The sequence below is a fragment of the Acinetobacter zhairuonensis genome, assembly GCF_022601715.1.
GTDB lineage: Bacteria > Pseudomonadota > Gammaproteobacteria > Pseudomonadales > Moraxellaceae > Acinetobacter.
In genome coordinates this window covers 26,166-51,922 of the sequence record NZ_JAKVIM010000014.1, presented here as the reverse complement: position 1 = coordinate 51,922, position 25,757 = coordinate 26,166, and the positions used below count along the sequence as shown (strand labels likewise).

The 25,757-nt window shown below is 41.0% G+C and carries 26 protein-coding genes; 13 read left to right on the top strand and 13 right to left on the bottom strand.

Translation table 11 applies throughout. The annotated features are described in order from the left end of the window. Positions 1 to 8: 8 nt before the first annotated feature. Complete coding sequence (gene ppsR, locus MKI85_RS11985; RefSeq protein WP_241627958.1) at positions 9 to 845, bottom strand: posphoenolpyruvate synthetase regulatory kinase/phosphorylase PpsR; 837 nt, start codon at positions 843 to 845, stop codon at positions 9 to 11. Positions 846 to 1,000: 155 nt separating this feature from the next. Between ppsR and ppsA the strand changes: the two genes are divergently transcribed. The 12 genes from ppsA to alr all read left to right on the top strand — a co-directional run bounded on the left by ppsA (position 1,001) and on the right by alr (position 13,754). Next, positions 1,001 to 3,379 carry a phosphoenolpyruvate synthase gene (gene ppsA, locus MKI85_RS11980; RefSeq protein ID WP_241627957.1) on the top strand — a complete coding sequence of 793 codons (2,379 nt, stop codon included), beginning with the start codon at positions 1,001 to 1,003 and terminating at the stop codon, positions 3,377 to 3,379. Positions 3,380 to 3,449: 70 nt separating this feature from the next. Continuing rightward, positions 3,450 to 4,205: an RDD family protein gene (locus MKI85_RS11975; protein WP_241627956.1), complete on the top strand. Its 756-nt coding sequence runs from the start codon at positions 3,450 to 3,452 to the stop codon at positions 4,203 to 4,205. A gap of 302 nt (positions 4,206 to 4,507) precedes the next feature. Then, positions 4,508 to 5,578, top strand: coding sequence for a ubiquinol oxidase subunit II (gene cyoA / locus MKI85_RS11970; protein ID WP_241627955.1), 1,071 nt, complete (start codon positions 4,508 to 4,510; stop codon positions 5,576 to 5,578). A 3-nt stretch (positions 5,579 to 5,581) separates the two neighbouring features. Then, positions 5,582 to 7,570, top strand: coding sequence for a cytochrome o ubiquinol oxidase subunit I (cyoB, locus tag MKI85_RS11965; RefSeq protein WP_241627954.1), 1,989 nt, complete (start codon positions 5,582 to 5,584; stop codon positions 7,568 to 7,570). Between the two features lie 4 nt (positions 7,571 to 7,574). Then, a complete protein-coding gene (gene cyoC, locus MKI85_RS11960; protein ID WP_241627953.1) occupies positions 7,575 to 8,195 on the top strand; it encodes a cytochrome o ubiquinol oxidase subunit III in 621 nt (206 codons plus the stop codon). After that, entirely contained in the window at positions 8,195 to 8,524 is a 330-nt protein-coding gene (cyoD, locus tag MKI85_RS11955; RefSeq protein WP_100241763.1) for a cytochrome o ubiquinol oxidase subunit IV, read from the top strand. The genes cyoC and cyoD overlap by 1 nt, the downstream gene beginning before the upstream one ends. Positions 8,525 to 8,534: 10 nt before the next feature. Next, complete coding sequence (gene cyoE, locus MKI85_RS11950; RefSeq protein ID WP_241627952.1) at positions 8,535 to 9,413, top strand: heme o synthase; 879 nt, start codon at positions 8,535 to 8,537, stop codon at positions 9,411 to 9,413. Positions 9,414 to 9,674: 261 nt separating this feature from the next. Further along, complete coding sequence (rpsF, locus tag MKI85_RS11945; protein ID WP_016166408.1) at positions 9,675 to 10,064, top strand: 30S ribosomal protein S6; 390 nt, start codon at positions 9,675 to 9,677, stop codon at positions 10,062 to 10,064. A gap of 11 nt (positions 10,065 to 10,075) precedes the next feature. Continuing rightward, positions 10,076 to 10,303: a 30S ribosomal protein S18 gene (gene rpsR, locus MKI85_RS11940; RefSeq protein ID WP_004278792.1), complete on the top strand. Its 228-nt coding sequence runs from the start codon at positions 10,076 to 10,078 to the stop codon at positions 10,301 to 10,303. Between the two features lie 9 nt (positions 10,304 to 10,312). Next, a complete protein-coding gene (gene rplI, locus MKI85_RS11935; RefSeq protein ID WP_241627951.1) occupies positions 10,313 to 10,759 on the top strand; it encodes a 50S ribosomal protein L9 in 447 nt (148 codons plus the stop codon). A 199-nt stretch (positions 10,760 to 10,958) separates the two neighbouring features. Continuing rightward, positions 10,959 to 12,401: a replicative DNA helicase gene (gene dnaB, locus MKI85_RS11930; RefSeq protein ID WP_241627950.1), complete on the top strand. Its 1,443-nt coding sequence runs from the start codon at positions 10,959 to 10,961 to the stop codon at positions 12,399 to 12,401. Positions 12,402 to 12,683: 282 nt separating this feature from the next. Next, entirely contained in the window at positions 12,684 to 13,754 is a 1,071-nt protein-coding gene (gene alr, locus MKI85_RS11925; protein WP_241627949.1) for an alanine racemase, read from the top strand. 74 nt (positions 13,755 to 13,828) lie between these two features. On the opposite strand, the gene MKI85_RS11920 is transcribed toward alr, so the two are convergent. The 5 genes from MKI85_RS11920 to MKI85_RS11900 form a co-directional block, all read right to left on the bottom strand. Then, positions 13,829 to 14,251: a BLUF domain-containing protein gene (locus MKI85_RS11920; protein ID WP_241627948.1), complete on the bottom strand. Its 423-nt coding sequence runs from the start codon at positions 14,249 to 14,251 to the stop codon at positions 13,829 to 13,831. Positions 14,252 to 14,347: 96 nt separating this feature from the next. Next, positions 14,348 to 15,082: a proteasome-type protease gene (locus tag MKI85_RS11915; protein WP_241627947.1), complete on the bottom strand. Its 735-nt coding sequence runs from the start codon at positions 15,080 to 15,082 to the stop codon at positions 14,348 to 14,350. 23 nt (positions 15,083 to 15,105) lie between these two features. Beyond that, complete coding sequence (locus MKI85_RS11910; protein WP_241627946.1) at positions 15,106 to 15,888, bottom strand: transglutaminase family protein; 783 nt, start codon at positions 15,886 to 15,888, stop codon at positions 15,106 to 15,108. Beyond that, positions 15,885 to 16,487: an alpha-E domain-containing protein gene (locus MKI85_RS11905; RefSeq protein WP_241627945.1), complete on the bottom strand. Its 603-nt coding sequence runs from the start codon at positions 16,485 to 16,487 to the stop codon at positions 15,885 to 15,887. The genes MKI85_RS11910 and MKI85_RS11905 overlap by 4 nt, the downstream gene beginning before the upstream one ends. Before the next feature lie 31 nt (positions 16,488 to 16,518). Then, positions 16,519 to 18,066, bottom strand: a complete 1,548-nt coding sequence (locus tag MKI85_RS11900; RefSeq protein ID WP_241627944.1) for a circularly permuted type 2 ATP-grasp protein — start codon at positions 18,064 to 18,066, stop codon at positions 16,519 to 16,521. A gap of 253 nt (positions 18,067 to 18,319) precedes the next feature. Between MKI85_RS11900 and MKI85_RS11895 the strand changes: the two genes are divergently transcribed. Continuing rightward, positions 18,320 to 19,312 carry a helix-turn-helix transcriptional regulator gene (locus MKI85_RS11895; protein WP_241627943.1) on the top strand — a complete coding sequence of 331 codons (993 nt, stop codon included), beginning with the start codon at positions 18,320 to 18,322 and terminating at the stop codon, positions 19,310 to 19,312. 399 nt (positions 19,313 to 19,711) lie between these two features. Here the strand turns inward: MKI85_RS11895 and MKI85_RS11890 are convergent, their stop codons facing one another. From MKI85_RS11890 to mdcA, 7 genes are read right to left on the bottom strand one after another with little or no spacing between them, the layout of a single operon-like run. Continuing rightward, a complete protein-coding gene (locus MKI85_RS11890) occupies positions 19,712 to 20,635 on the bottom strand; it encodes an ACP S-malonyltransferase (protein WP_241627942.1) in 924 nt (307 codons plus the stop codon). Beyond that, entirely contained in the window at positions 20,613 to 21,491 is an 879-nt protein-coding gene (gene mdcB, locus MKI85_RS11885; RefSeq protein ID WP_241627941.1) for a triphosphoribosyl-dephospho-CoA synthase MdcB, read from the bottom strand. Before mdcB ends, MKI85_RS11890 begins: the two co-directional genes overlap by 23 nt. Next, positions 21,469 to 22,149, bottom strand: a complete 681-nt coding sequence (mdcG, locus tag MKI85_RS11880) for a malonate decarboxylase holo-[acyl-carrier-protein] synthase (RefSeq protein WP_241627940.1) — start codon at positions 22,147 to 22,149, stop codon at positions 21,469 to 21,471. The genes mdcB and mdcG overlap by 23 nt, the downstream gene beginning before the upstream one ends. Positions 22,150 to 22,160: 11 nt before the next feature. After that, positions 22,161 to 22,877 carry a biotin-independent malonate decarboxylase subunit gamma gene (gene mdcE / locus MKI85_RS11875; RefSeq protein ID WP_241627939.1) on the bottom strand — a complete coding sequence of 239 codons (717 nt, stop codon included), beginning with the start codon at positions 22,875 to 22,877 and terminating at the stop codon, positions 22,161 to 22,163. A gap of 4 nt (positions 22,878 to 22,881) precedes the next feature. Further along, on the bottom strand, positions 22,882 to 23,769 hold the full coding sequence (locus MKI85_RS11870; RefSeq protein WP_241627938.1) for a biotin-independent malonate decarboxylase subunit beta: 888 nt from the start codon (positions 23,767 to 23,769) through the stop codon (positions 22,882 to 22,884). A gap of 3 nt (positions 23,770 to 23,772) precedes the next feature. Continuing rightward, positions 23,773 to 24,081, bottom strand: coding sequence for a malonate decarboxylase acyl carrier protein (gene mdcC / locus MKI85_RS11865; protein ID WP_241627937.1), 309 nt, complete (start codon positions 24,079 to 24,081; stop codon positions 23,773 to 23,775). Between the two features lie 5 nt (positions 24,082 to 24,086). Continuing rightward, on the bottom strand, positions 24,087 to 25,742 hold the full coding sequence (gene mdcA / locus MKI85_RS11860; protein ID WP_241627936.1) for a malonate decarboxylase subunit alpha: 1,656 nt from the start codon (positions 25,740 to 25,742) through the stop codon (positions 24,087 to 24,089). Positions 25,743 to 25,757: the final 15 nt, after the last annotated feature.

Below are 25,757 nucleotides of genomic sequence, written 5' to 3'. Positions count from 1 at the left end.
GCTATTGGTTATCCAATTCTGCGTTTCAGACCTGTCATTTGTAAAACGCGAGTAGAAATCTCTTCAATCGACATTTCTGACACATTCAGGTATTTAATCCCCTCTGAAATATAAATCCCTTCAATTGCACGTAGTTCCATTTGGCACTGGCTAAAACTTGCATAGCGACTATTGGCTTTACGCTCAGAACGAATCGCAACAAGACGCTCGGCATCAATCATCAAACCAAACAATTTATGCTTATGTGCTTTTAATACAGAAGGCAAACGATTGTCATCCAGATCTTCTTCAGTCAGTGGATAATTCGCCACACGAATACCGAATTGTAATGACAAATAAATTGAGGTTGGTGTCTTCCCTGAACGAGACACACCAATCAGGATTAAGTCCGCTTTGTCATAATGTCGTGTACGTGCGCCATCATCATTATCCAGCGCAAAATGTACTGCATCAATACGTGCTTTATATGACTCAGAATCGGTGACGGCATGGGTCTGACCCACGAGAGTTGTTGGCGGTGTGCCAAGCTCTTCAGATAGCTTACTAATCAGACCTTCAAACACATCCAAGTTCACTGCATTAGCCGTATTTATGATGTCACGCACATAAGGATCGACCAAGGTATCAAACACCAATGGCTGTTGACCATCACGTTCAGCTCGTTGATTAATTTCAGAAACCACATTCATTGCAGCTTCTTCAGAGGAAATATACGGAATAATATGAATGTCAAAATCTACATTTGGAAACTGAGCCAGCAAAGAGTGTCCAAGTGTTTCTGCTGTAATTGCAGTTCCATCCGAAACAAAAAACACGCTCCGCTTTATTTGTTTACCTTCTGACATTAAAATTCCCCTCGAATATTTGTCTAAGTACTATATAATCATTATAGTAAACTGATCTTACATGACTGTCGCTTAGTAAAATTAAAAAGCTGAGCAGATTTGTCTTAAATTCATGCCAAGATAGTGATTAATACTGCAAAAGTGGAGTAACAACTTTGGAAGCGCGCGTAATTGGTCTAGAAAAATTAGGGAAACACGACGTTGAGCTCGTGGGTGGTAAAAACTCATCTCTTGGCGAGATGATTAGCCACCTAGCAAATGCAGGTGTATCTGTACCTGGGGGCTTTGCTACTACAGCTGCTGCGTATCGTGAATTTCTCGAGCAAAGTGGACTCAACGCTAAAATTAACGCGGAACTTGCAGCATTAAATGTTGATGATGTAATTGCACTGGCTGAAACTGGTGCAAAAATCCGTAAATGGATTGTAGACACGCCGCTCACAGCGGAATTGGAAAAGGAAGTTCGCGACGCTTTCGCTACTCTTTCAAACGGCAACCCTGATATCGCGGTTGCCGTTCGCTCATCTGCAACTGCAGAAGATTTACCAGATGCTTCATTTGCGGGTCAACAAGAAACATTCTTGAACATTCGTGGCATCGACAATGTTCTAATTGCAATCAAAGAAGTATTCGCTTCACTTTATAATGACCGCGCCATTGCTTACCGTGTTCACCAAAACTTTGCTCACGACATCGTTGCCCTCTCTGCAGGTATTCAACGTATGGTGCGCTCTGAGACTGGTGCAGCTGGTGTAATGTTTACGCTTGATACAGAATCCGGCTTCCGTGACGCTGTATTTATTACTGCTTCTTATGGTCTAGGTGAAATGGTCGTACAAGGTGCAGTAAACCCTGACGAATTCTATATTTCAAAGCCATTACTGAAAGCGGGCAAACACGCGATCTTACGCCGCAACCTCGGTTCTAAACACCAAAAAATGGTGTATGGTGAAGAAGGTGCTGCAGGTAAATCTGTTGTCGTGGTTGATGTTGAAAAAGCTGAACGTCAACAATTTGCATTAAATGATCATGAGCTTCAAGAACTTGCTAAACAAGCATTGATTATTGAAGAACACTATCAAGCACCAATGGACATTGAGTGGGCAAAAGATGGTGATGACGGTCAAATTTATATCGTTCAAGCACGTCCTGAAACAGTAAAAAGCCGTGAAAATGTCGGCACCATGGAGCGCTACCTACTTAAGCAAAAAGGTACTGTAATCTGTGAAGGTCGCTCAATCGGTCAACGTATCGGTTCTGGTAAAGTACGTATTGTGACGTCCATTAAAGAAATGGACAAAGTACAAGAAGGTGACGTACTTGTTTCTGACATGACTGACCCAGACTGGGAACCAGTAATGAAACGCGCTGCTGCAATTGTGACTAACCGTGGCGGTCGTACTTGTCACGCGGCAATTATTGCACGTGAGCTTGGTGTTCCAGCGATTGTAGGCTGTGGTAATGCAACAGAAGTTTTAACTGATGGACAAGAAGTCACTGTTTCATGTGCTGAAGGTGACACAGGGTTTATCTATGAAGGTGCGTTAGATTTCGAAATTCAACGCAACTCAATTAATTCTATGCCAAAGCTACCGTTCAAAATTATGATGAACGTAGGCAACCCTGACCGTGCATTTGACTTTGCTCAAATTCCTAACGAAGGTATCGGTCTTGCTCGTTTAGAGTTCATCATCAACCGTATGATTGGTGTACACCCTAAGGCACTGTTGAACATTGATAGCTTACCGCGTGAAACTCGTGCAGCAGTCATGGCACGTACCGCAGGTTATTCTTCTCCTATCGAATTCTACGTTGAAAAGTTAGTTGAAGGTATTTCTACGCTTGCTGCAGCATTTGCAGACAAACCTGTGATTGTTCGTATGTCTGACTTCAAGTCAAACGAATATGCGAATTTGATCGGTGGTAAACTTTACGAGCCAGAAGAAGAAAACCCAATGTTGGGTTTCCGTGGCGCAAGTCGCTATGTTTCTGACAACTTCCGTGACTGCTTCGAATTAGAATGCCGTGCATTGAAGAAAGCTCGTGATGAAATGGGTTTAACCAATATCCAAATCATGATTCCGTTTGTACGTACAGTACATGAAGCGAAACGTGTAATTGAATTACTCGCTCAAAATGGTCTTAAACGCGGTGAAAATGGTCTTAAAGTGATCATGATGTGTGAATTACCAACCAATGCATTATTGGCTGAACAATTCCTTGAGCATTTTGATGGCTTCTCAATTGGTTCAAATGACTTGACTCAGTTAACGCTTGGTCTCGACCGTGACTCAGGCATTGTTTCTCACCTATTTGACGAACGTGATGCGGCAGTTAAAGCATTACTTTCAATGGCTATTCATGCATGCCGTAAAGCGGGCAAATATGTTGGTATTTGTGGTCAAGGTCCTTCTGATCATCCAGACCTTGCAAAATGGTTAATGGAGCAAGGAATTGAGTCAGTTTCACTGAATCCAGACTCAGTTTTAGACACTTGGTTCTTCCTTGCAGAAGAAAAAGCTCAACAAGCTTAAGAAAACATGTTAAAAAAAGACCCATTAGTTGGGTCTTTTTTTCTCTTTTCATTTTTGAGATTTTATTTTTATGCAAATTTACTTGGCACGTAATAATCAACAAGCTGGTCCATATACGTTAGAACAGTTGAATCAAATGCTTGCCAGCCAACAAGTACTCCTTACAGATTTGGCTTGGCATGAAGGTATGACCGAATGGAAAGCTTTAGGTGAATTAACCCAAGGGAAACTTGTATACACTCCAACAGGTTATGTACCACCTGCACATACACCTATACAAAACCCTGCCATTAGCCAAATGAAAGTTGAAAGCAAGGCTCCGCAACAAGAGCTTGCTTCAATTAATATTCGTGCTTTAGCCAAAATTATTGATCTGTTACTCTGGCTCCCTGCTGCTGCCATTCCTTCTTTCTTCTTGAATGCTGATCAGGTGAATGAACTCTCCAGCATTCAACAAAAGATGCAAACTGCAGATTCATCCACTCAAGCCATGCAACTCCAGCATCAGCTTTTCACACTCATCCCTGTTGAAGCTTGGCAAACCATGTTTGCATATATCATTATTATGCTCGCAATTCAGGCTTTCTTTCTCGCCAAATCAGGTCAAAGTATTGGTAAGAAACTGACCCGAATTAAAATTGTAGATGCAGAAAATGGTGAAAAAGTAAATTTAACTCGAATTTTTCTGCTTCGCAGCATCGTATTTATCATCTTAAATATGCTATTTATGCCGTTTATTACCATTGCTGATTATTTATTCGCTTTAGGAAAAAATCGCCAGACATTGCACGATAAACTAGCAAAAACCACTGTGATAAAACAATAACTGTCACTCAAATTAAGGGATGATCCATTCATCCCTTTTTTTATTCATAAGACTGATATTTCAATAAAAAAAATATTCAGAACTCTAATTCCGACCCCCAAAATCAGGTTTTATAACAGCTATTTAAAGCGACTTTATATATAGCTTAGTTGGACGATATCAGGCATAATGCCCTACAACGTAGCGGTGCCACATGATTGAGAAGTTTTTTTTAAGCAAAAAATCAAAATTCTCAATCATGCGACACTTTAATCGCTATCCCATATTATTTATGGAATGGGACTCTTCACCGAGGTTGTAAAATGAGACAAACGATTTTAGCTGTATTGTCTTTATCAACGATTGCTGCGCTCTTAACTGGGTGTGGTGGTGATATGGTACTTCTAAACTCTAAAGGTCCAGTTGCTCAAGGTCAAAGTGACTTGATGATGACTGCGATCTATTTAATGCTATTGGTGGTAATTCCATCAATCTTAATGGCATTATGGTTTGGTTGGAAATATCGCTCGTCTAATAAAGATGCAGACTATAAACCTACTTGGGCACACTCAACTGCTATTGAAATTGTAGTATGGGGTGTTCCAGTTATTATTATTGGTATTTTAGCCTGGTTAACTTGGTGGGGTTCACACAAGTATGACCCGTACCGTCCGATCGATTCCGATAAAGCTCCTTTAACTGTTCAGGTTATTGCTGAACAATTCAAATGGGTATTTATCTACCCTGAACAAGAAATTGCAACAGTTAACGAAATTCGCTTCCCAGAGAAAACTCCTGTGAGCTTGCGTTTAACGTCTAACTTCACAATGAACTCGTTCTTCATTCCTGCACTTTCTGGCCAGATTTATACAATGGCTGGTATGCAAACTCACCTGCATTTGTTAGCAAATGAAACTAGCCCAGCTGAAGGCTACCGCGGTTTCTCTTCTAACTACTCAGGTTACGGCTTCTCGCAAATGCGTTTCCGTGCGCATTCAGTGACTGAAGCTCAGTTTGCTGAATGGGTAGCAGCGGTGAAAGCAGGCAACGGCACTTCAATTAACCCTGAAGCAGTTCAGAAAGGTATTTTAGACCAAGCTGAATTCGCAACCTTGCGTGATGGCAACCGTTCGCATCATCAGATCGAAGTTCTTATCGCTAAAGCGACTACTCCTGAAGAAAAGGCTGCTGCTGAAGCAATGAAGCCTTATCCAACTAAGCCACATCCAGTGACTTACTACTCTTCTGTTGAGAAAGGCTTATTTGAATCAGTGATCAACAAATACATGAGTAACTATCACGGTGCTGATCATTCAGCTACTGCGGGTGCTCACGGGGCTGCTGCTGACGCACATGCCGCAGTTGAACCTGCTTCATCGGCTGTAGGGGAATAAGACATGAGCTTCTTAGGTAAGTTAGGTCCAGACTCGATTCCACACGATCCAATCGTGTTGGTAACGGTTGCATTAATGGTTTTAGGTGGTATTGCTGCAGTAGCAGGTATTACCTACTTCAAAAAATGGGGCTACTTGTGGAACGAATGGTTCACATCTGTAGACCATAAAAAAATTGGTATCATGTATATCTTGGTATCTGTAGTCATGTTACTTCGTGGCTTCGCAGATGCAATCATGATGCGTTTACAACTTTTCCTCGCTCGTGGTGGCGGTGAAGGTTACTTACACCCTGAACACTATGACCAGATCTTCACCGCTCACGGTGTAATCATGATCTTCTTCGTAGCGATGGGTCTTGTTGTCGGCTTAATGAACATCTCTGTACCATTACAGATTGGTGCTCGTGACGTTGCCTTCCCATTATTAAACTCTTTAAGTTTCTGGTTATTTGCTGGTGCTGCGGGCTTAATGATGGTTTCACTTGCTTTAGGTGAATTCGCTGCTACTGGTTGGATGGCTTACCCTCCTCTTTCTGGCATTGAATACTCTCCTGGTGTTGGTGTTGACTACTATATCTGGGCACTTCAGATTTCTGGTCTAGGTACGCTTTTAACTGGTGTTAACTTCTTTGTTACCATCATCAAGATGCGTGCACCTGGCATGAAACTTATGGATATGCCAATTTTCACTTGGACTGCACTTTGTACAGCGGTTCTGATTATTGCTGCATTCCCAGTGTTAACTGCAACAATTGCAATGTTATCTCTAGATCGTTACTTCGGTTTCCACTTCTTTACTAATGAGCTTGGCGGTAGCCCAATGCTTTACGTAAACTTGATTTGGACTTGGGGTCACCCAGAAGTATATATCTTGGTATTACCAGCATTTGGTATTTACTCTGAAGTTGTATCAACTTTTGCACGCAAAACGTTGTTCGGCTACAAATCAATGGTGTATGCAACAGTAGCAATTACAGTATTGTCATTCGTTGTATGGCTTCACCACTTCTTTACCATGGGTGCAGGTGCCAACGTTAACGCGTTCTTCGGTATCATGACTATGGTTATTGCGATCCCGACTGGTGTGAAAATCTTCTCTTGGTTATTCACCATGTACAAAGGTCGCATTACGTACACAACTCCAATGCTATGGACACTTGGCTTCCTTGTGACTTTCGGTATCGGTGGTTTGACTGGTGTATTAATGGCTGTTCCACCTGCGGACTTCCTTGTACACAACTCTTTATTCCTTATCGCTCACTTCCATAACGTAATTATTGGTGGTGTTGTATTCGCTATGTTTGCGGGTATCATTTTCTACTGGCCAAAAATGTTTGGTTGGAAGCTTAATGAAGCTTGGGGTAAAGCAGCATTCTGGTTCTGGTTCTTCGGTTTCTACTTTGCATTCATGCCACTTTATATCCTTGGTTTCATGGGTATGACTCGTCGTTTGAATACATATGACAACCCAGAATGGGATCCGTACATCACAATCGCATTGTTTGGTGCTGTATTAATCGCAATCGGTATTGCATGTTTCTTAATGCAAATCATCGTTGGTTTCTTACAACGTCATGACAACATGGACCTTACAGGCGATCCATGGGATGGTCGTGTACTTGAATGGTCTACATCATCACCTGCTCCGTTCTATAACTTTGCTCACCTTCCAAAAATCAGCGGTATCGATACTTTCTGGAATGACAAAGAGAATGGTGTTGCTTATGCACGTCCAGCGTCTTATGAAGATATTCATATGCCGACAAACCGTGCTGCTGGCTTTGTAATCGCAATGCTCATTACTGTTATGGGCTTCGGTTTAATCTGGCACATTTGGTGGTTAGTTGTCGTAAGCTTTGTTGCTGCAATCATCAGCTTCATCGTAAGCTCTTTCACTAAGGAAGTTGATTACTATGTTCCAGCTGCTGAAGTTGAGCGCATTGAAAACGAACGCTATGCGATTCTTGAAAAACACTTGAAGAAGGACTAGGACAATGGCTGAAGTACTTCATCACGATAACCACGGACACGATGAACATCATCATCACGATGATACAGACATCACTGTCTTTGGTTTCTGGTCATACTTGATGAGTGACTTGATCCTATTCGGTACACTCTTCATTGCTTTCGTTGTATTAAGTGGTCACGTTCCACCAGGTACGCCAAGTGCAAAAGATCTTTTCAGTGAGTCTTTAGGTTTCGTATTAACAGAAACTTTTGCTCTCTTGATTTCTTCTGTGACTTTTGGTTTTGCTGTTCTTGCATCATACAAAAAGAATGTTAGCCAAGTATTATTGTGGTTAGCGATTACTTGGGTATTTGGTGCTGCCTTCATTGGCATGGAACTGTACGAGTTTAATCACCTTGTACACGCTGGTCATGGTCCAAGCACAAGTGCGTTCTTATCTGCGTTCTTTACTTTAGTTGGTACGCACGGTATTCACGTAACTTCTGGTTTGGTATGGATGATCGTGTTAATGGTTCAAATCAAGAAAAATGGTTTGACATTACCGAATACACGTCGTCTTGCTTGCTTGAGCTTGTTCTGGCACTTCCTTGACATCGTTTGGATCTGTGTATTCAGCGTAGTTTATTTGGCGGGAGTTCTCTAATGGGTCATGATAATCATGCTTCTGATGCAGCTCACGGTACCGTGAAGCAATATACCATCGGTTTTATTGTTTCTGTGTTATTAACCATTGTTCCATTCTATATGGCAATGAACCCAGAAAACTTTGGCCGTGGTGCAACGCTTGCAGTAATTGGTATTACTGCTGTTGCTCAGGTTCTTGTACAGTTGATTTTCTTCTTGCACATGAACTCTTCTGCAGAGCAACGTTGGAACGTAATTGCATTCATTTATACAATTCTTACAATTGCCGTTCTTTTGATCGGTTCTGTATGGGTTATGAATTACCTTCACTTCAACATGATGCTCTAAACTGGTTGTCATGTTGAAAAAGTATTTATTCCTGACTAAGCCAGGAATTCTCTTTGGTAACTTCGTTACCACTTTGGGCGGCTTCTTCTTAGCCGCCCAAGGTTCTGTAGATTTCCTTTTACTTCTGATTACGCTTCTGGCTACAACTTTGGTTGTTGCATCAGGATGTGTAGTTAACAATGTCATCGATCAAGACATTGACCAGAAGATGCAACGTACTCAAAACCGCGCACTTGTCAAAAAAACTATTAGTCCAACTGTTGCACTTGTTTTTGCAACTGTATTGGGTCTATTAGGTTTTGGCATGTTATGGTTTTTTGTTAATGCTTATGCTTTTGGTTTTGCTGTCCTTGGTTTTGTTGTTTATGTTGGGTTTTATAGTCTTTGGAGCAAACGCACCACCATTCACCAAACCGTGATTGGCAGTATTTCAGGAGCAAGTCCTCCTGTGATCGGATATACGGCTGTTTCAAATGAATTCGATGTTGCTGCATTGCTGATCTTTTTAGCATATGCACTTTGGCAAATGCCTCATTCATGGGGAATTGCAATTTATCGTTTTGATGACTATAAAAATGCAGGTATTCCAATTTTACCTGTTGCACGTTCAATTTTACGTACCAAGGTCGAAAGCCTGATTTACGTACTTTTGTTTGCCGCAGTTTTAAATGGTTTATATTGCTTTGGTTATACAAACCTATTCTTCTTAATCACTTTTAATGCTTTATGTGCTTATTGGGTATATTTATCTATTATTGGATTTAAGGCTGAAAATGATCAAGTTTGGGCTAAACGTTATTTCTTATATTCAGTGATTCTAATTACTGCATTAAGTTTTAGCTTCAGTTTTAGCTATGTAAGCCCTGCCCCGCATTTACCCCTGTTTTAAAAGATAGAGACCTCCTCTCTATCTTTTAAAGCTGGTCTCAATTTCATTTCTTCATAGAATTACTATTTGTAAGTTCATATCTCCCCCATTTAGATAAATCCCGATATTTTCTTTTCTCTACGCATAAATTTAATATTGCTTGAATTTTGTTGCTAAACCTTCTAAAATTCACCCCTCGCATCTAATGCGACACAACCTAGGTTGTGACTCCTTGCTTCTAACAATTACGTTAGGGGCTGTATAATCCGTAAGGAGCTGACAATGCGTCACTACGAAATCGTACTTCTGGTACACCCAGATCAAAGCGATCAAGTTGTGGGTATGGTAGAACGTTACCTAACTCACATCAAAGAAGCTGAAGGTCAAATCCACCGTCTTGAAGACTGGGGTCGTCGTCAATTGGCTTACCCAATTAACAAGATCCACAAAGCTCACTACATTCTTATGAATGTTGAGTGTGGTCAAACTACTCTTGATGAGTTAGAAGAATTGTTCCGTTATAACGACGCGATCCTTCGTAGCTTAATCATCCGTCGTGAAAACGCAATCACTGAAGAGTCATTATTGGCTAAGAGTGCTGAAGAAAAGCGTGCGCGTAAAGCTCAACGTGAAGAAGCACAACTAGCTGCTCAAGACTCTGCTGAAGCATAAGGAGAACATCAATGGCACGTTTTTACCGTCGTCGCAAGTTCTGCCGCTTTACAGCTGAGAACGTTACGTACATCGACTACAAAGATATCGACACTTTAAAACAGTACATCACTGAAAACGGCAAGATTGTTCCTAGCCGTATTACAGGTACTAAAGCTCGTTACCAACGTCAATTAGCGCTTGCTATTAAACAAGCTCGCTACTTGTCTTTGATCCCTTACACTGACAATCATAAGTGAGGTTGAGCTGTGGATATTATTTTATTACAACGCATTAAAAACCTTGGTAAATTAGGCGATAAAGTTTCAGTTAAAGCTGGTTACGGCCGCAACTACCTTATCCCTCAAGGTCAAGCAGTAGCAGCGACTGAAGCTAACACTGCTGCTTTTGAAGCTCGTCGTGCTGAACTTGAAAAAGCTGAAGCTGATGTTTTAGCTGCTGCTCAAGCACGTGCTGACCAATTAGACGAAGTTAACATCGTAATCACTGCTAAAGCTGGTGACGAAGGTAAACTTTTCGGTTCTATCGGTACGCGTGACATCGCTGACGCTTTAACGAATGCTGGTCTTGTTGTTGACCGTGCAGAAGTTCGTTTACCGAATGGTGCACTTCGTCACACTGGCGAATTCAACATCGCAATCCAATTGCATCATGATGTTGTTGCTGAAGTTCTCGTTACTATCGTATCTGAGTAATTTCTTGCAAGAAAAAGAGCATGCTCAGGCATGCTCTTTTTTTATCTCTGGATTTTCTTGTCTTGGAATTCCAGCTTAAAATGAGTATAAATTTAGGTTCTCATTTTATATCAGAGTGCGTATTATTGATGGAATCATCATGATGCTATGCACTTCAATCTGCATTATACATCCCTGCTTTTATCTTTAGGTTTTTGATATGTCTCAGGCGAATGCCACTGCTACACCAAATGCACCCAAAGCAGACAATAAATCAAATGAGTCTCAACTCAAAGAATTTCGTACACCTCCACATAATTTAGCGATTGAACAAGCAGTACTTGCCGCGCTAATGACAGTAGCTGAGTCATTTGAACAAGTCAGTGATCTACTGAATGAACAAGACTTTTATGCAACACGACATAAATACATTTATCGTGCCATAGAAAAACTTGCGCAAGATAACTCCCCTTATGACGCAGTCTTGGTGAATGACTGGCTGATCAAGCAAAATCTGCTTGAGGCAATTGGTGGAGAAGAATATTTAATGCAACTGATGGCTGACTCGCCATCGAGCTTCTATAACTTAGAAACCTATGCCAATAAAATTAAAGAATTCTCGACTTTACGTAATATGATTAAAGTCAGCTCTGAAATTTTACAAAATGCTTATGACACCAAAGGTCGAAGCGTCAGTGAAATATTAGACCTCGCAGAAACCAATATTTTCTCGATTGCAGAACAACATAATAACAATAAGAAAAATGAAGGTCCTAAAGCCATTAATACTGTTGTTGCTGACGTATTTGATAAATTAAATGAACTTTCGCAACTTGATGGAAACATTACGGGTCTGACCACTGGTTTTGTTGAATTAGACAACAAAACCTCTGGTATGCAAGCAGGCGATATGATTATTGTTGCTGCACGTCCATCCATGGGTAAAACCACTTTTGCCATGAATTTAGTTGAAAGTGTACTGTTTAACTGTGACCTTCCTGCTCTTGTGTTCTCTATGGAAATGCCTGCAGATTCGATTGCAATGCGTCTAATTTCTGCCTATGGCAAAGTACACCAAGGTCATTTACGTTCAGGTAAATTGGATGGTGATGAATGGTCCAAAGTTACAGGGACTATTTTACAACTCCAAGAAAAACATCTATATATTGATGACTCTTCAGCCCTGCCTCCAACCGAATTACGTGCCCGAGCACGTCGAGTTGCCAAACAACATGGCGGTAAGTTAGGCTGTATTATGGTCGACTATTTACAGCTGATGAAAGTTCCTGGCATGGGTGATAACCGTGTGGGTGAGATTGGTGAAATTTCACGGAGCTTAAAAGCATTAGCAAAAGAAATGCAGTGTCCTGTAATTGCCTTATCTCAGCTTAACCGCTCGCTGGAAAACCGCCCGAATAAACGCCCTGTAATGTCTGACTTACGTGAATCGGGTGCGATTGAGCAGGATGCCGACTTAATTATGTTTATTTACCGCGATGAGGTTTATAACAAAGAGTCGAAAGAAGCTGGTACTGCTGAAATTATCATTGGTAAACAGCGTAACGGTCCGATTGGTACCGTTCGACTGGCTTTTGAAGGTCAATATACGCGTTTTAGTAATTTATCCCCTGAGTACTATAGTCAGTACGATGATGAAGAATAAGAAAATGGGCTTAATGCCCATTTTTTTCATTTTAAAGATTAATAATTTAAAATATAAAGTCGATATAAATGCTTTAATCGAACAATCCCTGCAAGCTATACATTTATATGGAATAAAGCCATGAAATTAGATGGGTATTTGCATTTTATAGGTCTACAATATCTAGCATATTTTGTGGTTATGCTTCATGAGCAACTCAAGATCACATTTCCCTCATTCTATGACTTGAAATAAAGCATTTGTTTTAATCTAGCCATTCCCTGTTCCCAAGGAGTTATTCGGGTGCGCCAAGCTACAGTTTGTATTGATCATTCAGCACTTCAATATAATTTAAACCGTGTTAAACAACTTGCCCCAACAGCAAAAATCGTAAGTATGGTCAAAGCCAATGCCTACGGACACGGCGTCAAAGACTGTCTCGCAGCCTTGAAAGAAACAGATGCCTTTGGTGTTGCCTGTTTACAAGAAGCACTCGAAATTCGCGCCTTAGGCAATCAACAGCCAATTACCTTGATTGAAGGTGTTTTTTCTGCTGATGAAATGCTGGCTGTGATTGGGCACAAGTTAGAATGCATTGTTCATCATCAACAGCAAGTCAATTGGTTGCTCGAACATAAAGAACAGTACAATGCGCTTGGACTCAAAGTCTGGGTCAAATTGAATAGCGGCATGAACCGTTTAGGTTTTAAAGTTTCTGAAATTATTGACGTGATTCAGCAACTTAAAGCTGAAGGCTTTACTTGTGTATTAGCCATGCATTTTGCCAATGCAGATGCTGAGCATCCTTTAAATGAGCAGCAAATCGAACAATTTTTACATGTGAAAGAACATTGCTCTCCGATTCTTGCTTCTTGTTGTAATTCAGCAGCCATCTATCGTTGGCCTGAGCTGCATTTTGATTATGTGCGCCCCGGCATTATGCTGTATGGTGCTACTCCTTTTACAGATCGTAACGTTCACGCCTTAGATTTAAAACCTGTGATGACCTTTAGCGCTGAAGTGATTGCACTCAATCACATTCAAACAGGTGAACAAGTCGGCTACGGTTCAACCTTTACCGCAAAACAGCATATGGATTTAGCCATTGTGTCGATTGGCTACGGGGATGGTTACCCACGTGCTTATCTTAAGCAAAATTTTGTTGTAATTGATGGCAATGCTGTACCTGTAGTAGGTCGTGTGGCAATGGACATGATTGCCATTGATGTAACAGGACTAAACATTACCATTGGTACCCCTGTTGAGCTATGGGGCAAACAACGCTTAGTGGATGATGTTGCTGAAGCAAATGGCACTATTGGTTATGAGCTTTTATGTCGCTTAAGTCAACGTCCTATGCGTACGCTTATATAGACTATGACATACCAGATACTACCTCCTTGTGGAATCAGCAGTATCTGGTTCTATCTTCATCAGCTTTTTTGCTTTTATAAAGTCTGTTCAGGAAGATGATAAAGTAATTCTAGAAAATGCTGGAGTGACTGCTGTTGCAACAATAATGGATTAAACTGCTGTGATCCAAGTTGTTCAAAATATTGATGGATCTCAGAATGCCGACCAATAAACTTCATACTCCAATCTTGAAAATGAGGTTCTGAATCAATCTGTTGAGTCAACAATATATTTACTTCATGATGACGCTGGTCATTACTAATTTTTCCCAATAAACCCAATACCGTATCTTGATCACCTTCTAAACATTGAAAAAAGACTCCATCTGCATAGCACAGCACCCCTTTAATCTGGTGTCGCACATTAAAATCCCTAGCCTCAGATAAAATATCTCGTAAATCTTGCAATAAGTTTTCCGGATTTGATTTTATTTGACTGGCATAGCAGAGTTGATACATGGTCTTTCATCCTGATTTTTATGTTTTTAGCTAGTAGTATAGATAAAAGAATAGCGCGATTAATCGCGCTATTCATAGAAATTTTAGGAATAAAACTTACTTAAAATAATCTTCCGAAGGATTGGGCAGTTCTTGCAAGCCATTACGTAAAGTATCTGACCACTGCTTACTGATGCGCATGAAATAAGGATCTTCATCGGTAATGCGTTTACCATCAGGAATATGCAGGCTGTTCTTGGTATAGATCAGTGCATCTAAAGGCATTCCGACTGAAACATTTGAGCGTAAAGTAGAATCAAAAGAAATCAAGCTACAACGTAATGCTTCACTTAAAGGCATGTCATAGGTCAATGCGCGGTCAAGAATTGGTTTGCCATACTTACTTTCACCAATCTGAAAGTAAGGTGTATCACTGGTTGCACAGATAAAATTACCCTGTGGGTAAATATTATACAACTGCATTTCAGCTCCACCGATTTGCCCACCCAACAATAAGCTACAGTAAAAATTACTTTGCTCATGGGTATTTTCAGTGACATCCGAAATTACTTTCTGCAAGGTATGCCCAACCAATTCTGCTACTTCAAACATGGAATCTACACTTAGCAGATTAGGTTCACGTTTTAATTCAATTTGATTCTGCAAATAGCCAATGACAGCTTGAGTTGTGGCTAAATTCCCCGATGTTTGAATGGTAATAAATCGTTCGCCTTCAATCCCGAAAGTATACAATTTTCGAAATACAGAAATATGATCCACGCCTGCATTGGTTCGCGTGTCACTAATAAAGACAAGTCCATCCTTTAATCGTAGCGCACAACAATAAGTCATCTCTTCCCCTTAATAAACTCACATTAACATGCAAGTACCTGAACAATTGAGTGCATCGATTCAATACCGCCCTTTTCACGCACTCCACGAATTGGGGCAACATCCAAATAATCACGACCGACTGCAACATAAACATGCGCATCAGGGCTGAAAAGTTGATTACTGGTATCAAAACAATACCATGAGTTTTCTATAAATACTTCAGCCCAAGCGTGACTGGCAAGGTGTGATGTATTTGGCACAAATAAATAACCCGAAACATAGCGCGCTGGCAAGCCCAAAGCCTTACACATGGCAATAAATACATGACTATGATCCTGACAAACCCCTTGACGATCATGAAATGCCTCAATCGCAGAAGTTTTGACTGAAGTTTGATTCGGCAAATACGGAATATGCTGCAAAATCGCCTCTGATAGTTTCATCAGATTGTGACGAGTCAGTTCAGGTACCAAGCGATGTGCAAACTCCTTCATTTCTGCATTACACATGGTGGTTGGCGTTGGTTGCAAAAAAAGATAAGGATTGAGATGATCTGTTACGTTTAATGCAAACGGCTTAGGTGACAATTCAATAATCCCTTGCGCCATAATGGTCATCTGCTCATATGCAAAACGCTGCGAGCTGGTAATCCATATATTTTTAAATGCATCCTGCTTCACACAACGCTCACCAGGTACACTGACATCCCAGTAATGTACTTTTTGATGTGCGTTGTTAAATGGTGTCATTTTAATATACTGAATGCTATTACACGCTTGTTCAGTATATTGATAATGCGTTTGATGGTTGATCATGAGTTTCATGCATTCACCTCAAACAAATATTGAATTTGATCACTAAAATTATAAAAGCTCATTTGATCTGGCTGAGTTTTGAGTTGCTGCCAAGCTTCATCTAAACTCTCCCATCCCATCTGCTCTAAAACTTCAATAAATCCAGCTATGTGCTGTAAAGTTTGAGTCTGGTCCTGCTTTAAGCGGAGCTGACGATCCAATTGTTCTAGAGTTTGTCCCAAAGAGAAAAATAAGAAGATTTCTTCGGGTTCCGTTTCGAGTACTTCTCGACAATCTGCAATCACATCACAAATACAGGTCGAATTTTCACAGCCATTGCGAATGTATTGGTTCAGTTCAGCATAGGTTTTTGACGAAAATATCCCTCTTAATTCCTGAATATTGTCTTTCGCATATTGGAACTGCTGGATAAATGAATAGGGTTGCTCAGGATCTAACACCAATTCATTTAGTGACGTGGCATCAAAAGCGGGTAAACAAAATGCATGAGCAAATGCCACCGCCTTTTGATCATCTATAAAGGGAAATTGGGTACATAGATATTCAATACGGGTTAAATAGCGACCTAACCAAAAAATATGTTGTGCATTGGTATTCAGTAAAATCATGAAATAGCTCCTCAATCTTTGTGGTTATGGTTTATGAATGTAGATGGTCTACAACCCATGTGTCTTTTATGCCACCACCCTGTGAGGAGTTAACAACCAAAGAGCCTTCCTGCATCGCCATACGCGTTAAACCACCTGGCACAATTTCGGTACGATAAGGTGAACTCAGTATGAAAGGACGTAAATCGATATGACGCTCTGAAAGACCAGAATCTGTCAACATTGGACACACCGACAAGTCTAGAGTTGGTTGTGCGATATAAAGATGTGGTGTTGCCAAAATTTTATCTTTGAAGGTCGCAATTTGTTGTGCAGACGCATGTGGTCCAATCAGCATACCGTAACCACCTGAACCTTGAGCTTCTTTAACAACCAGTTGAGATAAGTTATCCAACACATATTCAAGGTCTTTGCTTTCACGACATTGATAGGTCGGAACATTCTTTAAAACAGGCTGCTCACCCAAATAAAATTGAATCATTTTATCAACATAAGGATAAATGGATTTGTCATCGGCAACACCCGTACCCGGTGCATTTGCAATGACCACATTCTTTTGCAAATAGGCAGACATCAAGCCTGCAACACCTAGCGTACTATCAGGCATAAAACATAATGGATCGAGATACTCATCATCGATACGACGATAAATTACATCAACCCGTTGTTTGCCTCGTACGGTTTTGACATAAACCTTATCGTTTTCGACGTAAAGGTCACGCGATGTTACTAAAGGCACACCCATTTCCCTTGCCAAGAAAGAATGTTCGTAATACGCGCTGTTAAAACGACCAGGCGTTAAAATGACAATAAATGGATTATCGACAAAGGCATTCTCTGCCAAAATTTCTTTGAGTAATAATGGGTAATGTTCAATGCCTTGTAAGTTATTTTGCTGACAGAGTTCAGGCATCAATTCTTGGCTAATCTTACGACTTTCGAGCATGTATGACACGCCTGATGGTGTTCTTAAATTATCTTCCAGTACATAAAACTCACCATGACGATCACGAACAATATCAATCCCGCTTATTTGGCTATAGATTTTGCCTTTTAAACTGTGATTGCACATGTGCGGTTGATAGGCCTCATGTTTAAGTACCTGTAATTCAGGTACGATGCCAGCCTTGAGAATATCTTGTTGATGATAAATATCATGTAGAAACAAGTTCAATGCTTTCACTCGTTGACCACACCCAAGTGATATTTTGTTCCACTGCTTCCTCGCGATCACACGTGGAATTACATCATAAGGAATGGTTCGCTCTGTACCCTCTGCTTCGCCATATACGGTAAAAGTAATGCCCTCATATAAAAAGTGTTCTTTGGCACGCTGATTTAAAGCTTGTAATTCATCTAAAGTATATTGTGAAAGCCATTGTTCTATTTTTGCGCATGCAGTTTCTGAAACTGTATGATCATCCAACATTTCATTAAAAAAAACGGAATTCGTTCTCTCAAAAAGTAATTGTGTTTTCTCCTGTTGTTTTGCTATGCCCTCCACTTGTACTGTCAATTGCTTAGTATTTACATCTAGTGATAAACCGTTTGTATCTGCAATCTCGTTCTCTTTAAGCATATGACCCTCTTTATATTTATAGCACTACATTTTTATATCAAGCAATAAAGATGCCACTCCTTGCATCTCCTACGCTTAGCGCTATTTATTCATGTATTGCTTCTGTACTCAATGTCATTTCTGCTTGATGTTGTGTCTAAACACATTTGGACTTTCTTTACCCTATTGTTTGAGAAACGCTTGCCAATCGGGTCGGGTTTTTTTATTGTGTTGAACACAGTCTTGTAAATTCCAACTGATCTATTTTTTAATTATGTCTGCACAAGAAAAAGAAACATCGAATAGTCTTTATCGACAATGGCAAATCCTGTCGCGCCTTTCTACGGGCAAATGGATGGGTACGCGTGAATTACAAGAACTCTTACAAAGAGAAGGCATTGATATCAGCTTGCGTACTATTCAGCGTGATTTAAACCAAATTTCGCAGCGATTTCCCATCGAAAGCAACAAAACCGTACCGCAAGGCTGGCGCTGGCGTTCTGATGCTCCGATTCAAAGTTTACCGCATATGACCAGTTCGCAAGCGGTTACCTTTATGATGGTCGAAGAGCATTTAAAGCACCTATTACCGCCCAGTTTGTTAGAAGAAATGAACCCTTGGTTTGATCTGGCAAGACGCAGTTTATCGACCCAGAACAATGTGCGCCAATGGATTAATCGGGTACGTATTGTGCCTGCAAATCAGCCTTTAATACCGCCTGTAGTTGACCGAATTGCTCAACAAGCCATTTATGAAGGATTATTACAAGACAAGCAACTCGAATGTGTTTATCAGAAACGACCACAGGCTGAAGAAAGTGTTTATACGCTGAATCCATTGGCTTTGGTGCAAAAAGGTGCAACCATCTATTTAATTTGCACCCGTTATGATAAAACCGACATTCAAACCTTTGCGCTGCACCGTTTTAAGTCAGCTAAAGTGCTTGAATCTCGTGCACTGCATCCTGTGAATTTCGATATTGATGCATATATTGATTCTGGTGCGCTCGGTTTTAGAGTCGACTACAATAAACCGACCGATAATGTGGCATTAAAATTAACAATTCCAGAATGTGAAGCGCACTACTTTGAAGAAAGCCAACTGAGTAAAGATCAAGTGGTTACGCCTTTAGCAGGAAATCTTGTTCAGATTTCAGCAACCGTGCCATTTACCTCCCAACTCACTTGGTGGTTACGTAGCTTTGGCAATAAAATTCAGAAAATTGAACCTGAAGAAGTCGAGCGTGCCGTACAGCAACGTGACTGAAATTTTTGTTTCATCAATTGAAAGGAAAAAAAGTCCCAACAATTGGGACTTTATAATTTTATTCTGTTTGTCTGTTCTAATTTATAATCTTGAATGTTGACGGATTTAGACACTATGTCATTTATCCCCATTTCATAGCGTCTCACTGTTTTGCATTTTATGCTGCACATGGGATAGTTCAGCAAGCAAGTTCTCCTCGATTGTAACGGATCGATTTAATGGTCATTGTTGGATACTCCTCGTTGATTTCAGTTCAATCAATATACTGAATCTTGAACTTCAACTGAAATAAGCAATTGTTCCGATCAAATCATATTTTTTACTTAAATGAATTTCTACAAAGTACCTGAAGCATGTCTTTATAATTACTGTATCCATCTAAGCCATTTTAGCTGTTGTTTAGGAATAGGCTTTCATCTGCTTTTCAATCCAAAGCTCTAGCCCTTCAAACGTCTTAAAATCATCAACTGCCCTGACGGTACAACTTGGATGTCGATCCAACAACATTTTGCTTAAAGCGGTGCCAAGACCAATCTCTAAAACCAAATCAGGTTGATTTTCTTGAATCACAGTTAAGCAAGAATCCCAGTCTATGGCATGATTCATTTGCTCAATGAGCGCATCCACTGCTTCACTTGATTTAAAATATTTTTGCCCACCCGAACCGCTAATAATAGGAACGCTAAGCCGATTCAAGGTCTGTTGATGCAAAACTTGCTGATAAGGTTCTACAGCGCTGTTCATTAAGGGGGTATGTGAAGGAATTGTAACGTTAAGGCGTTTTACCGAACGTACTCCTAACTGTTCAAGCTCTAGCACCAGTTGTTTTAGATTTTCGTCATCACCCCCGACAATAAAACTACTGTCGCTGATTTTAATTGATAGAAAGGTAGTCGTTGTGGCTAAAAGTGGTTCTAGTGCTTTCCAGTTGATTCCCTGCACGGCAATTAATCCACTTGAGGTTTGTGCGGCAGCTGACATTAATAATGCCCGATGCCGCGCTAAATATAAACCTTGTTCAAAACTGAGTTCCGCTGAACAAATCAGCGCACTGAGTTCCCCAAGTGAATAGCCTGAGAAACTAATGATTTCATCTAACTTAAGCTTTAGCTTTTGCCAACGACACCACTGCAAGGCAAAAATAAAAGGCTGAGCGAAGTCATTAGGGTATAAATCAGGTTCAGATAAATCTGGATCAAATAATTGGGGTAAATGTTGTTGCAGTTGTTGGCTCACATTTAACTCAAGGGCTAGGTCTTTTAATTGCTGTACATGGGCTAAATTCTGCAAGCCTTGCCCACTAAATATAATTGCGAAATTCATGTTCCACCTTCAGCAAAAATAAGGTCACACCGAGTAAATCCGCACTCCCCCCCGGACTTAAACGATGTTGCACAAAATAATCTTCGATTTTCTGCACATCTTCAATCCAATGGGTTTGCAAGACTCCACCACGTGTCAAAAATTGCTTTGCCATATCTTGCACAATATATAGAGCAGACAAACCACCGCGCCAAACAATATTGGTGTCTTGCAGATGTGCCATCAAAGCAAACAAGGTTTGAATAGACGCTCTGTTTTGATCTGCTGTTTTTTCATAAATCGCTAAATAGTGTGGCAGCGCGACATCCATAACGGTTTTAAAACCAGAAGCCACTTCTTCAATCGCGCCTGTAATCCCGTATTGACTGCGCATACGCTGTCCATGACTATTCGGGTTGCGTTCTAAATGATGCAGCAATTCATCTTGCCATGTTTGCTTGAGCATTGTACTAACGGCATCTGCATGGATAGGTGTTTCGGCTGCTAAACATTTCCCTACAGCAGCACTGGCAAAACCTAAATTAAAAATCGCACCTTTGTGAGTGTTGATTTGATTCGTGGCTGCCATCATGTCCAATTCAGCTTGAATCCCGCATTGTCGGATGCTGTCAAAACTGGCTGCGTGATAGCCATTTAAACATTGTTCTTGAAAATAATGGGTTAATGACTGGATGCTACGCTTAAACAAGGCGAAATCCATATCTTGATGGCTACCTTGAGTGGTTGGACAGACCAAACCGGGTTTATGTGCCAAGCTCACTTCTTCATACAGCGCTGTTCGAGCCAGAAGATCTAAGCGCATCGCATGCTGCGAAATATCTAATAATAGAGGGTCATGCTTCTGTACAGTTTGCATCTTCAAGATTCCATTCTAATAGTTGTTCTAATTTCAGCATGTCCACACGCTGCAAACCTTTACCGATAATGCTCTGCTTAGCGTCAGGATAAATCATCAGTAATTCATTAAATGAAACATGCCAGTCTGAATAGATTTTGATTTCACCATCTAAACGGACTGCACTTAAAGTTTGAGTCTTTTGAATCAGTTTTAAAATATCTGAGAGTCTGGATATCTCTTGAGGATATAACACCAAATCTAAATCCGATGTAGGACGAACATAGGCTTCTTGAGTCAGATATTCATAAGCATAAGAGCCATAGACATACACTTCGCAGTTGAGTGTGGCTAAAGCTTTTGAAAAATCATTCAATGCTGCATCTTGAAAGCTCTGTGGTCGTTCGATGAATAAGGTATGTAAGGAAAGTGGTCGGGTAATAAGCTGAATTTCATCCGCTTCGACCAAGCAAGCCACACGATATTTACACCCATCAACCAAGCAATTGATCGCCAGCTTAACCTGAGTTGCATCGTCATTGTCCTGCCGACAAATGGTCATCGGCACAGACTGTTGCAGTAACTGGTACACTTTTTGTCTAGCAGGTTCAGGTAAGGAACTATCCAAAAAATGTAGGTCTGCTGCGGGATGCAAATAAGCCAAGTCATGACGATCCATATGCTTCCTCCTTAACTGTGTGCAACTTTCTCGATCACTTGGTTACACAACTGACGACCTTGGCGTTGCTGGCCGACAACACGGCGCTGGTCAGTGATATAGCTTTCGAGCTGTTGTTGCTGATTTAAAAGGGCTTGGCTAATCCAGTCGGACTCTAAATCTGGCCAGATCGCGTTGATCGCGCCCATTTTGTAGAAATTTTCAACACCTGGTGCAAAGATGGCTGAACTTTGCGATAGGTCTTTCAATTTCTCTACAGGAATTTTGGTGACACGCGCCATCGCATTCAGATCCATCACTTTGACTTGTGAATCACTGAGTGCATAAACTTCATTTGCCATTAATCCATAAGACAGGAATCCACCACTAACCGCTTGTCCAAAAATAATGGCTAAATTGGCATGTCCACTGCGACGTAGTAGATCTACACAAGACGCTAAATGCGCAAAAGTTCGGTTTAAGCACAACAACTCATCGGCACGTGAAAGGTCTTGTCCTTGGGTGTCGACAATAAAAACCACTGGTGTTTTGTTTTGCTGTTGAATCAATTGCAGAATTTCGGCTGCGAGTTCAATCGCAATTTCCTGATTGATCGGCGCTGCATTCACCGTACCTAAAATGCGCACAGGACCAGCTGCAGTTTCAGCATTGCCTTTAATCACATAACCATTAATTTGGTAATCTAACTGTTTAGGAAATAATTGTTTTAAGAGTAATTCTGTATTCATCTGCTTATCCTTGCTTTAACAACGTCACTTCATGCGCAGAGAGCATCGTGATTTGTTCTGGATGAGCAATGCCCATTTCATGCCAAATTTGCAATCCATCATTTTTGCCAAACCAGCGCTGCTGTTGCTGTTCAAGTTGTTGTTGCTGTTGCAGTAATTGGTCTAAATCAAGCATTGGAGCAGTTTGATTCAATTGCACCGAAATTGCTTCACGGATATCAGCTACATCATCTTCAACCAAGACTTGGGCATGATTCAGTAAGTAACGATGTTTACCGCCAGTCACTCGCCACACTAAAGCACGGTCTTTCGAGTCAAATTCTTCAACACCTTTTACTGTTTCAATGACTTCTGGACCTGATAAGGCAAGACGCCCTTCTTCGGTCATAATGATGGTGCTGCTTAAGCAAGCACTGATCCCCATACCACCAAATGCGCCACACGTGCCGCCAATCACTGTGATAATTGGAATACCCGCATGTCGGACTTGCAACATAGCACGCATAATTTCTGAAATTGCGATCAGACCCGCATTGGCTTCATGTAAACGCACACCGCCAGAATCAACGAAGAACACAACCGCTTGTGATTGATCCTGAATGGCTTTATGCAACAAACCGACAATCTTCGCCCCATGGATTTCGCCTACAGCCCCCCCCATGAATTGTCCTTCTTGGGCAATAATGTGGATAGGCGTTTGATCAATTGCTGCTGTGCCGATAATCACACCATCATCAAAGCTGCCCGGAATGTCCAAAGCGGATAAATGCGGACTGACTTCAATTTCTGTTGGCTTCAGGATTTCTTTAAAACTGTTGCTATCAACCACTGCCTGAATACGCGCACGTGCCGTTTTTTCATAAAAACTGTTTTTCAACATCACTAAATCCATGTTTTATTCTCCCTTAAACATAGAAATGGCTTGGCTCAGGCGTAAATTCACCACCGCAGGAGTCGCTCCCATATCATTCAACTGGAATTTTAGCCCTGCCACAGCATGACGCTGGGCAAACTCATTTAAAACGGATTGCCAAACATGCTGGAAACCGACTGCAGAAGTGGTGACTTCCACTTGGCACACGTTGGCTTGATCATGTTGAGAAACCAGAACTTCCAAATTTCCAGAACCTACTACCCCACAAATGACAGGGGCTTTTTCGACAGTTAAAGGCACTGACTGTATTTCAAATTTTAACTTTTCCATGTAAATCACCAATTTCTGAAGCGACTTGGAGGACTGTATAAACCGCCCGACCATTTAACTAAATCTTTTACTGATTTTGCTGCCAACAAATCACGGCTCACCTGTGTCGGGTCAATGCCTAAATCTTCTGGACGTTGAATAATGCCACGTTGGCGTAATTCTTCGACTTTGGCAGCATCACGCTTCATACCAACTGGGGTATATCCCGCAACACCACGAATGGCTTGTTCGCGCTCTTCTTCGGTACGACAAAGCAGTAAATTGGCAATGCCTTCTTCCGTCACAATATGGGTCACATCTTCACCATAGATCATGATTGGTGGCAGTTCACTTTCCATTTTGTCTTGGAGTTGCCAAGCATCTAATTCTTCAACGAAAACAGGATGCATATGTTCACGGTAAGTTTCGACCAGTTGTACAACTAACTTTCGACCTTTAATCAGCTTGCCATCGACAGCTTCACGACCAGCTTTGGTGTACGCATAGCTGGCATGACGGCGCCCATGCGGGTCTGAACCCATATTCGGCGCTCCACCAAAACCAGAGATACGATCTACGGTTGCGGTTGAACTGTTGCCTTGCAAATCAATCTGTAAAGTTGAACCAATAAACAAGTCACAGGCATATAAACCCGCAGTTTGGCTAAAGGCACGATTCGAGCGCATGCTGCCATCACTGCCTGTAAAAAACACGTCTGGACGTTCTTTAATATAGTCTTCCATGCCGACTTCTGAACCGAAGCTATGTACAGAGTCGACAAAACCACTTTCAATCGCTGGAATTAGAGTTGGATGCGGATTCAATGCCCAATTGGTACAAATCTGCCCCTTTAGCCCCAAAGACGCCGCATAAGTCGGGAGGAGCAATTCAATCGCAGCGGTATCAAAACCAATGCCGTGGTTCAGGCGCTTAATTTGATACGGTGCGTAGATGCCTTTAATGACCATCATTGCCATTAAAATTTGCACTTCGGTAATTTGAGCAGGATCACGAGTAAAAAGCGGTTCTATGTAGTTGTGCTTGGGACTTTCAATATAAAAGTCGACCCAATCCGCAGGTACATCCACGCGCGGTAATTTATCCACAATTTCATTCACTTGAGCAATTACAATGCCGCTCTTGAAGGCGGTTGCTTCGATAATTGCAGGCGTATCTTCCGTGTTTGGACCCGTATATAAATTGCCTTCACGGTCTGCCGCATGTGCAGTAATCAAACATACATTCGGTGTCAGGTCGATAAAGTAACGACCATATAGCTCTAAATAAGTGTGAATCGAACCAATACTAATTTTTTGCTGCTGAACCAACTGTGCTAAACGCAAACTTTGTGGACCTGCAAAAGAGAAATCGACTTTAGAGGCAATTCCTTTCTCAAATACATCTATATGACTTGGTAAAGCCAAAACAGATTGCACAATGTGTAAGTCATTCACTGCATCCGGATTACATTGACTTAAGCATTTTGAAAGGAAATCTGCTTGTTTCTGGTTATTACCTTCTAAACACACCCGATCACCGCTGGCAATGACCGTTTCTAAAAGTTCAATTGCACGCGCATGTTCAACTTGTTTGCTAAAACCTTTTTGTTGCGCAAGATCAAGCTTCTCTTGTCTACGTGTACGCTGCTTATCCCATAAGCGCTTTTTGACCATTTGGTTCATGTTGACACCTTTATG

Coding starts and splice junctions, on each gene's coding strand:
- mdcG (WP_241627940.1), bottom strand. CDS start 22,149: ATGGATCGTCATGACTTGGCTTATTTGCATCCCGCAGCAGACCTACAT.
- dnaB (WP_241627950.1), top strand. CDS start 10,959: ATGTCTCAGGCGAATGCCACTGCTACACCAAATGCACCCAAAGCAGAC.
- cyoB (WP_241627954.1), top strand. CDS start 5,582: ATGAGCTTCTTAGGTAAGTTAGGTCCAGACTCGATTCCACACGATCCA.
- cyoD (WP_100241763.1), top strand. CDS start 8,195: ATGGGTCATGATAATCATGCTTCTGATGCAGCTCACGGTACCGTGAAG.
- MKI85_RS11915 (WP_241627947.1), bottom strand. CDS start 15,082: ATGACTTATTGTTGTGCGCTACGATTAAAGGATGGACTTGTCTTTATT.
- MKI85_RS11905 (WP_241627945.1), bottom strand. CDS start 16,487: ATGATTTTACTGAATACCAATGCACAACATATTTTTTGGTTAGGTCGC.
- cyoC (WP_241627953.1), top strand. CDS start 7,575: ATGGCTGAAGTACTTCATCACGATAACCACGGACACGATGAACATCAT.
- mdcC (WP_241627937.1), bottom strand. CDS start 24,081: ATGGAAAAGTTAAAATTTGAAATACAGTCAGTGCCTTTAACTGTCGAA.
- cyoE (WP_241627952.1), top strand. CDS start 8,535: ATGTTGAAAAAGTATTTATTCCTGACTAAGCCAGGAATTCTCTTTGGT.
- cyoA (WP_241627955.1), top strand. CDS start 4,508: ATGAGACAAACGATTTTAGCTGTATTGTCTTTATCAACGATTGCTGCG.
- MKI85_RS11870 (WP_241627938.1), bottom strand. CDS start 23,769: ATGGATTTAGTGATGTTGAAAAACAGTTTTTATGAAAAAACGGCACGT.
- ppsR (WP_241627958.1), bottom strand. CDS start 845: ATGTCAGAAGGTAAACAAATAAAGCGGAGCGTGTTTTTTGTTTCGGAT.
- MKI85_RS11900 (WP_241627944.1), bottom strand. CDS start 18,066: ATGCTTAAAGAGAACGAGATTGCAGATACAAACGGTTTATCACTAGAT.
- rpsR (WP_004278792.1), top strand. CDS start 10,076: ATGGCACGTTTTTACCGTCGTCGCAAGTTCTGCCGCTTTACAGCTGAG.
- MKI85_RS11890 (WP_241627942.1), bottom strand. CDS start 20,635: ATGAATTTCGCAATTATATTTAGTGGGCAAGGCTTGCAGAATTTAGCC.
- MKI85_RS11895 (WP_241627943.1), top strand. CDS start 18,320: ATGTCTGCACAAGAAAAAGAAACATCGAATAGTCTTTATCGACAATGG.
- MKI85_RS11975 (WP_241627956.1), top strand. CDS start 3,450: ATGCAAATTTACTTGGCACGTAATAATCAACAAGCTGGTCCATATACG.
- rpsF (WP_016166408.1), top strand. CDS start 9,675: ATGCGTCACTACGAAATCGTACTTCTGGTACACCCAGATCAAAGCGAT.
- MKI85_RS11920 (WP_241627948.1), bottom strand. CDS start 14,251: ATGTATCAACTCTGCTATGCCAGTCAAATAAAATCAAATCCGGAAAAC.
- mdcE (WP_241627939.1), bottom strand. CDS start 22,877: ATGAATACAGAATTACTCTTAAAACAATTATTTCCTAAACAGTTAGAT.
- mdcA (WP_241627936.1), bottom strand. CDS start 25,742: ATGAACCAAATGGTCAAAAAGCGCTTATGGGATAAGCAGCGTACACGT.
- MKI85_RS11910 (WP_241627946.1), bottom strand. CDS start 15,888: ATGAAACTCATGATCAACCATCAAACGCATTATCAATATACTGAACAA.
- mdcB (WP_241627941.1), bottom strand. CDS start 21,491: ATGCAAACTGTACAGAAGCATGACCCTCTATTATTAGATATTTCGCAG.